We start from the raw sequence: 9,112 nt of genomic DNA, 5'->3' as shown, positions 1-9,112 counted from the left end.
GCCGCCGCCGTCGCGGCGAGCGCGGCGGCGACCAGCCCCGCCGTGTGCAGCCGCCCCCGGCAGAACGCCTCCAGGGAGGCGGACCCGGTGATCCGCCCGGCGCGCACCGCCGCCTCCGCGCCGCCCGAGTGGGCGTGCGCGCCGGCGGGAAACCGCCCGTCGGCCAACAGCAGCAGCGCCCCCGGCGTGCCGCCACCCGTCATGTGCGTCCCCTCCTTCCGTTGGGAAATCGGCTCAGAAGAGGAAGTACCGCTGCGCCATGGGCAGTTCGGCCGCCGGTTCGGGCACGATCGGTTCGCCATCCACGGTGACGGTGAACGTGTCCGGGTCGACGGTGACCGACGGCATGGCGTCGTTGAGCCGCATGTCCGCCTTGGTGGTGGCGCGGGTGTCGCCGATCGCGACCAGCGGCTTGGCCACCCCGAGCCGCTCGGCCAGCCGCCGGTCGAGGCCGTCGTCGAGGGCGAGCTGGGTGACGAAGGTGACGGAGTTCCCGGCCGGGGCGCGGCCCAGCGCGCCGAACATCGGCCGGGCCAGCTCCGGCTGAGGGGTGGGGATGGAGGCGTTGGCGTCGCCCATCCGGGCATGGGCGATCTGGCCGCCCTTGAGCACCAGCAGCGGCTTGACCCCGAAGAACGCCGGCTCCCAGAGCACCAGGTCGGCGAGCTTGCCGGGCTCGACCGAGCCGATCTCGGCGTCCATGCCCTGGGCGACGGCCGGGTTGATCGTGTACTTGGCGACATAGCGACGGGCCCTGAGGTTGTCGGCGGGGCCGTCGCCGGGCAGCGCGCCGCGCCGCCGCTTCATGGCGTGCGCGGTCTGCCAGGTGCGGAGCACCACCTCGCCGACCCGGCCCATGGCCTGCGAGTCGGAGGAGATGATCGAGATCGCGCCCAGGTCGTGCAGCACGTCCTCGGCGGCGATGGTGGACGGCCTGATCCGGGACTCGGCGAAGGCCAGGTCCTCGGGCACCGAGGGGTTGAGGTGGTGGCAGACCATCAGCATGTCGAGGTGTTCCTCGACGGTGTTCACGGTGTGCGGCCGGGTCGGGTTGGTCGAGCTGGGCAGCACGTGCGGCTCAAAGACCACGGTGATGATGTCGGGCGCGTGCCCGCCACCCGCGCCCTCGGTGTGGTAGGCGTGGATGGTCCGGCCGGCGATGGCGGCCAGGGTGTCGCCGACGAAGCCGGCCTCGTTGAGGGTGTCGGTGTGGATGGCCAGCTGGGCCCCGGTGGCCTCGCAGACGGTGAGGCAGGCGTCGATCACGGCCGGGGTAGCGCCCCAGTCCTCGTGGATCTTGAACCCGACGGCGCCGCCCCGCAGTTGGGCGCGCATCGCCTCGTCCGAGGCGGTGTTCCCCTTGCCGAGCAGGCCGATGTTGACGGGCTGGTCGTCGAGCGCGGCCAGCATCCGTTCCAGGTGCCAGGAGCCGGGGGTGACGGTGGTGGCCCTGGTGCCCTCGGCCGGTCCCGTGCCGCCGCCGACCAGGGTGGTGATGCCGGAGGCCAGCGCCTCGTCGACGATGCCGGGGGCGATGAAGTGAACGTGCGCGTCGATGCCGCCGGCGGTGAGGATGCGCCCGTTGCCGGCGATCACCTCCGTCTCGGGGCCGATGACCAGCTCGGGATGGACCCCGTCCATGGTGTCGGGGTTGCCGGCCTTGCCGAGCGCGGTGATCCGGCCGTCCCTGATCCCCACGTCGGCCTTGACGATCCCGGTGTGGTCCAGCACCACGACCCCGGTGATCACGGTGTCCGGGGTGCCCTCGGCCCGGGTGACGCGGGACTGGCCCATGGACTCGCGGATCACCTTGCCGCCGCCGAAGACCGCCTCGTCGCCGGCCAGTCCGGGTCCGCCGCTGAGGTCGCGTTCGATCTCGATCAGCAGATCGGTGTCGGCCAGTCGCACCCGGTCGCCCGTGGTCGGTCCATAGAGATCCGCGTAACGCTGTCTGCTCAGCTCGGTCATGAACGGTCACCCGCGGTGTCCAGCGGCCCGCCGGCCTCGCCGCGCAGCCCGGGCACCACCCGCCGCCCGGCCAGCGGCACCAGCTCGACCTCGACCGGGATGCCCGGCTCGAAGCGCACGGCGGTGCCGGCGGCGATCGCCAGCCGCTTCCCCCAGGCCGCCGAACGGTCGAACGCCAGCCCGGGGTTGGCCTCGGCGAAGTGGTAGTGGGAGCCGACCTGCACCGGGCGGTCGGCGCCGTTGCGCACGGTGAGCCGGGTGCGCGGTGCGCCCTCGTTCAACGGCACCGGTGTCTCGGCGAAGAGGATCTCTCCAGGGATCACGGCGGTCGGGCCTTCCTCGTGGGGTCGTGGGTCCTCGGGTCTTCAGGTGATCGGCTCGTGGACGGTGACGAGCTTGGTCCCGTCCGGGAAGGTCGCCTCGACCTGCACGTCGTGGATCATCTCCGGGACCCCGTCCATCACCTCGGCGCGGCGCAGCACCCGCCGCCCGGAGTCCATCAGCTCGGCCACGGTCCGCCCGTCCCTGGCGCCCTCCAGGACATGGGCGGTGATCAACGCGACCGACTCCGGGTGGTTGAGCCGCAGCCCCCGGGCGCGGCGGCGCTCCGCCACGTCGGCGGCCACATGGATCAGCAGCCGTTCCTGTTCGTGCGGGGTCAGTTGCACGCCTCCACCTCTCCACCTCACGCGCCGGCGAGGTTGTCGAACGGGTCCGTCCACGGGCCGTGTGGCGCCCGGCTGTTGGAGGTTAGATGCGACGCGTTACGGCGGCGTTACTTCCATTCAGAAGTAACCGGGGGTGCCCCGCCCCGCCGCCCCGAGTGTGACCAGCGTCAAAGAACTGGCTGACAGGAGTTCCAGCGGGCAGGGTAGGAGGGGTGGGACGGGACACGAGCACCGCCCAGGCACCCAGGCACACCGAGGTAAGGAGCCCCATGAAGATCGGGATCGTTGGCGCGACCGGACAGGTCGGCGGCGTGATGCGCGCGATTCTCGCCGAGCGGAAGTTCCCGGTGGATCAGCTGCGGCTCTTCGCCTCGGCCCGGTCGGCCGGGCGCGCCCTCCCGTGGGGCGACGGCGAGGTCACCGTGGAGGACGCGGCGGCGGCCGACTACTCCGGGCTCGACATCGTGCTCTTCTCGGCCGGCAAGACCACCTCGAAGGCGCTGGCCGAACGGGTCGCCGCCGCCGGCGCCGTGGTGATCGACAACTCCTCGGCCTGGCGGATGGACCCCGAGGTCCCGCTGGTGGTCTCCGAGGTCAACCCGCACGCGATCGCCGACCGTCCCAAGGGCATCATCGCCAACCCCAACTGCACCACCATGGCGGCCATGCCGGTGCTTCGACCGCTGCACCGCGAGGCGGAGCTGGTGGCGCTGGTGGCCAGCACCTACCAGGCGGTCTCCGGCAGCGGGCTGTCCGGCGTCGCCGAGCTGCACGCCCAGGCGAAGGCCGCGCTGGCCCAGGACGCCACGGCGCTGACCTTCGACGGCACCGGCGTCGACTTCCCCGCCCCCGAACAGTATGTGCGGCCCATCGCGTTCAACGTGCTGCCGATGGCCGGCTCGATCGTGGACGACGGCCTCGACGAGACGGACGAGGAGCAGAAGCTCCGCAACGAGACCCGCAAGATCCTGGAGATCCCCGGCCTGCCGGTCTCCGGCACCTGTGTGCGGGTGCCGGTCTTCACCGGGCACTCGCTCCAGCTCAACGCCCGCTTCGCGCGGCCCATCACGCCCCGCAAGGCGGTCGAGCTGCTGGCCGAGGCCGACGGCGTGGCGCTCTCCGACATCCCGACCCCGCTCCAGGCCGCCGGCCGCGACGTGTCGTTCGTCGGCCGCGTCCGCAGGGACGAGACGGTGGAGAACGGCCTCTCGCTCTTCGTCTCCGGGGACAACCTCCGCAAGGGCGCCGCGCTCAACGCGGTCCAGATCGCCGAGCTGGTGGCCGCCGAACGCGGCTGAGACCCCTCCCCGCCAGGGAGACCCGACGGAAACGGCGGTGGCCCGCCCCCGGAGTTCCGGGGGCGGGCCACCGCGCGTGACGCTCGGGCGGTTGTCGTGGTCAGTCGTTGACGCAGACGTTGCCCAGGGCCGGGTTGAGCAGGCCGATGATGTTGATCGTGTTGCCGCAGACGTTCACCGGAATGTGGATCGGGACCTGGATGTTGTTCCCCGACAGCACACCAGGCGAGCCGGCGGCGAAGCCGATGGCACCGGCACCGAAGTCGACGTCGCCGTGGTGCTTGCCCTTGCCCTTGTCGTGCTTGTCGCCCTTGTCCCCGTGGTCCCCGTGGTCGGAGAGCGAACGGTGCGCGGGCTGGTCGGAGGCGGCCGCGGCCGAGCCGGCTCCGAGAACGACGGTGCAGGCGACGGCCGTCACGGCCGCAGCGGTGCGAAGACGCATGGGGGTACCCCTCAGTGAGGAAGAACTGAACGGGAAGATCACACCCCGTACCCCCGCCCCGAGCTGGGCATTGCTCCACTCGGAGGCGTGTCACGCGCCGCGCGCGGCTCAGCAGTCGCACCCGCCGCCACCGCCGGAGCCACCGCCCGAGCCGCCGCTCCCCTTGCCGCCGCAGTTGCAGCACTCACAAACGTCGCAGCAGTCCCCGTACTTGCGGCACAGGCCCTCCCTGCGCTTGCCGTTCCACGGGTCGCGGTACTCCGGGCGACAGCAGATCTGACCGGTGCAGAACATGCCGGTCCACACCGCGCAGCCGGCGAGCAGGCCGCGCTGGATCGGCGGATCGCCCTGCGCCGGCGGGCCGAACGAGTCCCTGGCCTCGCCGGCGGCGGGGCCGCCCGCCGCCTCGAAGCTGCGGTCCACGGCCCGCTCCAACTCGTGCACCAGCAGCGCGTGCGCCAGCCGGCCGTCGGTGAACGCGCAGTCGTCCAGGGCGAGTCGGACCCCGCGCACCGCGTCGTCGCACAGCCGGCGCACCTCCGCGGCCGAGGTGGCGGTGACGTCGATCGGGTTCCACAGCCCGGCCGCGCGGTCGGCCGCCAGGTCGTCGACCGCGTCCAGCAGATGGGCGAGCCGGCCGAAGAGCCGCCCGGCCTCGGCCAGCGGCGCCGCGTTCTCTGGGCGGCCGGCGAGCCGCGCGGTGTGCGCGAAGACGGCTGAGGTGGCGGTCTCCGTCGGCTCGGTGACGGTCAGCAGCGGGCTGCCGGGCGCGGTGCGCTCCTCGACCGACTGCTGCCGCTCCACGGCGGCGACCAACAGCCCGGTGTCGAACCCGACGCCGGCCCCGCCCCTGGCGCCCGCCGCGTCCCAGCCCCTGGCCACCCGGGTGGCGGCGGCCGCCAGGGAGCGGCGGCGCAACGGGCCGTCGCCGTCGAGCACATGGTCCCTGATCTTGGCCGAGGCCAGCACCAGGGAGACGGCGGCGGCCAGTTGGGCCCCCGCGCCGTTCGCCACCGTGGCGGTGCGCATCCCGCGCAGCGGGCAGGGGCCAGCGGTGCGCCGGGCGGCCGGCGCCTCGCCCGCCAACTGCGCGTCGTGCAGCACGGAGATCAGCAGCCCGTCGTAGTTGGTGGCGAGCCGGGCCGACTGGCCGTGCGTGCCGCGCAACGCGAGGCAGAGGCCGCACAGATGGGCCATCCACTCGTCGCGCAGCCGCCGCGACAGCCGGTGCTGACAGGGTCTGATGATGCCGAACACGCGCGCTCCCCTGGGGCGTTGCCCCATCCGCTTCCCGAGGCGGCCTCCCCGTGCCGCGAACGGAAGACGCGCGGACCCCCGGTCGCGGTTGCGACCGGGGGTCGGGAGATGTGCGGTGCCGGCCCGTTCGTTACGGGAGGCTGGCGCCCACGGCGGCCAGCGCGTCGGTGACCGGGTAGAAGAAGGTCACCCCGCCGGAGGAGCAGTTGCCGCTGCCGCCGGAGGTCAGGCCCACCGCGTCGCTGCCGGAGAACAGCGCGCCGCCGGAGTCGCCCGGCTCGGCGCAGACCGTGGTCTCGATGGTGCCGTAGACCGTGCCCTGCGGGTAGCTGACCGCGACGTCGACGCCGGTCACCTCGCCGCCGTGCAGGCCGGTGGTGCTGCCGGAGCGCTCGACCGACTGGCCGACGACGGCCTCGGCCGCGCCGCTGATCGACTGCGTGGTGCCGTCGTAGCGGTTGACCTCGCTGGCCCCGCTGCTGCCGCTGTACTCCACCAGCGCGTAGTCGGCGCCGGGGAACTCGCCGGCGGTCATGGTGCCGATCGGCGAACCGCCGGACGAGGCGGCCCAGCTGCTGCCGACACTGCCGCAGTGACCGGCGGTGAGGAACGCGGTGCCGCCGTTGACGTTGAAGCCCGCCGAGCAGCGCGCGCCCGAGCTGTAGATGGCGTCCCCGCCGGCGACGTACGGCTGGAACTCGCCGCCCACGGTCTCCAGGCTGGCCAGGTCGCCCAACTCGGCGACACTGGCCTCGATTTCGGCCAGGTCGGCCTCGGTCACGGAGGAGTCCACCTTGACCTTGACCGCGTTGCTCAGCGGATCGACGGACCAGGAGGTGCCCGGCACGGCGAACGTGTCGACCTCGGCCATCACCTCGTTGAGGGTCTCCAGGCTGTGCTCCACGACCCGAGCCTCGGCCCCGGCCTCCTCCACGAGCGCCGCCGCGCTCTCGTCGAGGACGTTGACCACGAGGGTTCCGGACTCGGAGTCGAAGTAGCTGCCGGCGGCGGCGGTGTCGCCCAGCTCCTCGACCAGGGTGTTCGCGAGCGTTCCGGCCTCGGACGAGGACAGCACACTCGGGACCGCGGCTTCGTCCGCCGGGCTGGCGCTCGCTTGAGCGACGGCGAACGAGCCGGCGAGCAGGGCCGCCACACCGGTGGCGGCGACCGTGATGCGCCGGGTTGACGTGCGTCGATGTGTCACGCTTTTTCCTCCTGTGGGGGTTGGAGCCTTCGCTCCGGAGAGAGCACGGACCTGGCCGAACCCTGTTGGTCCGTCACGTCCATGCCAAGCGGTACTGGCGAGTATTCCCAGCGCGCCCAGGACCACACAAGAACAAGTTCTTGCCCCGACCAGATCATCACACCGGTGCGGGTAATGCGCGTAAACCGTCCGCAACACTCCGGATTTTCCCCCTGAGAGGCGCACAGTCGGGGCGACCGGGGGCGCCCATACCGGCGCGCATGGTGGTGCACCCCCCTGCGCGCACCGGACTAGACCTGTCTGAAAACAGCCCCTCCGGGCGGCCAAGTACCTCCCCGTGGCCACCATTTAGCAAGCACGTAACAAAGAGGCGTTCACCCGCGCCCCCCGAACACACCACTGCCCCCACCCGATTCGGGTGGGGGCAGTGACCGTGAGGTTTCCCCGCCGGGTTCGCGACGGGAACGGCGGGCGCGTTACAGGATGGTCGCCCCGTAGTCGTTCAGCGCCTCGACGACCGGCTGGAAGAACGTGGTGCCGCCGGAGGAGCAGTTGCCGCTGCCGCCGGAGGTCAGGCCGATCGCGGTGTTGCCGGAGAAGAGCGGACCGCCGCTGTCACCGGGCTCGGCGCAGACGTTGGTCTGGATCAGCCCGGAGACGATGTCGCCGCCGCCGTAGTTGACCGTGGCGTTGAGCCCGGTCACCGTGCCGCTGGTCACGCCGGTGGTGCTGCCGCTGCGGGTCACCGACAGGCCGACGGTCGCGTTGGCCGCGCCGGTGATGTCCCGGGTCGTGCCGTTGTACAGGTTCACCACGCCCGGGCGCGGGACGGAGGCGTTGTCATAGCGCACCAGCCCGTAGTCGTCACCGGGGAAGCTGGCGTCGATGCTCGGGCCGATGTAGGTGCTCAGGCTGGAGTTGGTGTACCAGTCCGGGTACCCCTCGGTGCAGTGCCCTGCGGTCAGGAAGTACGCCGCCCCGCCGATCGAGACGTTGAAGCCGGCGGAGCAACGCCAGCCGGCGTCGGCGTAGATCGCGTCGCCGCCCGCCAGGAGGCGCTGGATCTTACCCTCCGTGCGCTCGATGGTGATGGCGTCCGCCACGTCACCGGCGCGCTCGGTGATTTCCTGGATCTCCGCGTCGGAGACGGTCTCGTCGACCGTGACGCGCAGCGTGTTGGACTTCTCGTCCACCAGCCAGGCGGTGCCGGCCACGTCGGCGGCGAGCACGGCGTCGCTGGCGGTGGAGAGTTCCGAGGCGGAGAAGGTCCGCGCCTCGTCCGCCTGCGCCGCGCCCGGCAGGGCGAAGGCGGCGGCGGCGAGCAGCCCGGTGGCGGCGGCGATCAGCCCGAGCCGGGAGCTGCGTCTGTGGGGGTTGGTGCGCTTCAAACTCACGTGTTTCCTCCAGTCAAGGAACGGATGGCCCGCTGGGTGTCGGGCCGTGAGGCGTGGCCGGGGTCCGGATGCCATGACCCTGACAAGCGCTGGATGAATCTTCTTCACCGCCAACCCCGTTGTCGAGAACGCCTTTCGGCCACCGCCCCCGACCGCTCACCCGTTTGGCCGCCCCGACTGGACTTACTCTCCGTCAGCCGACGCTCACGGCAACGTCGCTGATGAGGCCGTACGTCGAATGCACCAGAACCGTCACGAAACTCATAACAGCCAGGTATCCACATGGCACCACAACCGCATCATGGACGACCATGGACCAGCGGACGGGTAGAGGCCGCGTCAGGAGAGGAGGCGACCATGGGATCGGTACGGAAGGCCAGCGCCTGGCTGGGCCTCGTCGACGACAGCGAGATGCGCTACTACGACGACGAGTACGCCGAGGGCCCCGAGCCCGGGGACAGCGCCGCGCCGTGGACCACCGACCCGCGCCTGCGGGTCGCGGCCCAGGCGGCCGAGGAACAGGGCAGCCGGATCGCGATGGTCACTCCCGAGAACTTCCGGGACGCCCGCCGCATCGGCGAGCTGTTCCGGGACGGCATCCCCGTGGTGATCAACCTGACCTCGCTGGAGACGGCGGACGCCAAGCGCGTGGTCGACTTCGCCGCCGGACTCAACTTCGGCCTGCGCGGCAGCATCAAGCGGGTCGCCAACCGTGTCTTCCTGCTCACCCCGGCCACCTACCAGGTGGTCTCGGGCGAGACCCGGCCGGAGGACAACGACGGATTCTTCAACCAGAGCTGAGCCCCTTGCCGGGGGGAGCGGAGCCCCGGGCCCTGGCGGCCCGGGGCGTTCGCGCGCCGCGCGGTGGCGCGGCGCTTGCC

Annotated in this window: 9 protein-coding genes and 1 pseudogene; 2 read left to right on the top strand and 8 right to left on the bottom strand. The window is 72.0% G+C overall.

Annotation, left to right across the window (positions count from 1 at the left end):
• From EBN88_RS26040 to EBN88_RS26025, 4 genes and pseudogenes are all read right to left on the bottom strand, one after another.
• Nucleotides 1-203 (bottom strand): annotated as a pseudogene (locus tag EBN88_RS26040) (urease accessory protein UreF); the annotation flags it as partial.
• A gap of 31 nt (nt 204-234) precedes the next feature.
• Nucleotides 235-1,968 (bottom strand): urease subunit alpha, encoded by a 1,734-nt coding sequence (locus EBN88_RS26035; RefSeq protein WP_122399502.1) that lies wholly within the window; start codon nt 1,966-1,968, stop codon nt 235-237.
• Nucleotides 1,965-2,291: an urease subunit beta gene (locus EBN88_RS26030; RefSeq protein ID WP_122399501.1), complete on the bottom strand. Its 327-nt coding sequence runs from the start codon at nt 2,289-2,291 to the stop codon at nt 1,965-1,967. The genes EBN88_RS26035 and EBN88_RS26030 overlap by 4 nt, the downstream gene beginning before the upstream one ends.
• 42 nt (nt 2,292-2,333) lie before the next feature.
• Nucleotides 2,334-2,636 (bottom strand): urease subunit gamma, encoded by a 303-nt coding sequence (locus EBN88_RS26025; RefSeq protein WP_122399500.1) that lies wholly within the window; start codon nt 2,634-2,636, stop codon nt 2,334-2,336.
• A gap of 269 nt (nt 2,637-2,905) precedes the next feature.
• Between EBN88_RS26025 and EBN88_RS26020 the strand changes: the two genes are divergently transcribed.
• Nucleotides 2,906-3,934 carry an aspartate-semialdehyde dehydrogenase gene (locus tag EBN88_RS26020; RefSeq protein ID WP_122399499.1) on the top strand — a complete coding sequence of 343 codons (1,029 nt, stop codon included), beginning with the start codon at nt 2,906-2,908 and terminating at the stop codon, nt 3,932-3,934.
• 100 nt (nt 3,935-4,034) lie between these two features.
• Here EBN88_RS26020 and EBN88_RS32610 read toward each other — a convergent pair whose 3' ends face one another.
• The 4 genes from EBN88_RS32610 to EBN88_RS26000 all read right to left on the bottom strand — a co-directional run bounded on the left by EBN88_RS32610 (nt 4,035) and on the right by EBN88_RS26000 (nt 8,231).
• On the bottom strand, nt 4,035-4,376 hold the full coding sequence (locus EBN88_RS32610; RefSeq protein WP_122399498.1) for a chaplin: 342 nt from the start codon (nt 4,374-4,376) through the stop codon (nt 4,035-4,037).
• 108 nt (nt 4,377-4,484) lie between these two features.
• Complete coding sequence (locus tag EBN88_RS26010; RefSeq protein ID WP_199742488.1) at nt 4,485-5,633, bottom strand: DUF5685 family protein; 1,149 nt, start codon at nt 5,631-5,633, stop codon at nt 4,485-4,487.
• Between the two features lie 130 nt (nt 5,634-5,763).
• Nucleotides 5,764-6,837, bottom strand: a complete 1,074-nt coding sequence (locus tag EBN88_RS26005) for a S1 family peptidase (protein WP_122399496.1) — start codon at nt 6,835-6,837, stop codon at nt 5,764-5,766.
• Between the two features lie 476 nt (nt 6,838-7,313).
• On the bottom strand, nt 7,314-8,231 hold the full coding sequence (locus EBN88_RS26000) for a S1 family peptidase (protein ID WP_122399495.1): 918 nt from the start codon (nt 8,229-8,231) through the stop codon (nt 7,314-7,316).
• A 357-nt stretch (nt 8,232-8,588) separates the two neighbouring features.
• On the opposite strand from EBN88_RS26000, the gene EBN88_RS25995 reads away from it, so the two are divergent.
• The gene (locus EBN88_RS25995; RefSeq protein WP_122399494.1) at nt 8,589-9,032 is read left to right on the top strand and encodes a cell division protein SepF; all 444 of its coding nucleotides are present in this window, start codon (nt 8,589-8,591) and stop codon (nt 9,030-9,032) included.
• The last annotated feature ends 80 nt before the right edge of the window (nt 9,033-9,112 follow it).

The sequence above is a fragment of the Streptomyces triticirhizae genome (genome assembly GCF_003696235.1).
GTDB lineage: Bacteria > Actinomycetota > Actinomycetes > Streptomycetales > Streptomycetaceae > Streptomyces > Streptomyces triticirhizae.
This window is presented reverse-complemented; position numbering and strand designations above follow the sequence as displayed.

Coding starts and splice junctions, on each gene's coding strand:
- EBN88_RS32610 (WP_122399498.1), bottom strand. CDS start 4,376: ATGCGTCTTCGCACCGCTGCGGCCGTGACGGCCGTCGCCTGCACCGTC.
- EBN88_RS26020 (WP_122399499.1), top strand. CDS start 2,906: ATGAAGATCGGGATCGTTGGCGCGACCGGACAGGTCGGCGGCGTGATG.
- EBN88_RS26035 (WP_122399502.1), bottom strand. CDS start 1,968: ATGACCGAGCTGAGCAGACAGCGTTACGCGGATCTCTATGGACCGACC.
- EBN88_RS25995 (WP_122399494.1), top strand. CDS start 8,589: ATGGGATCGGTACGGAAGGCCAGCGCCTGGCTGGGCCTCGTCGACGAC.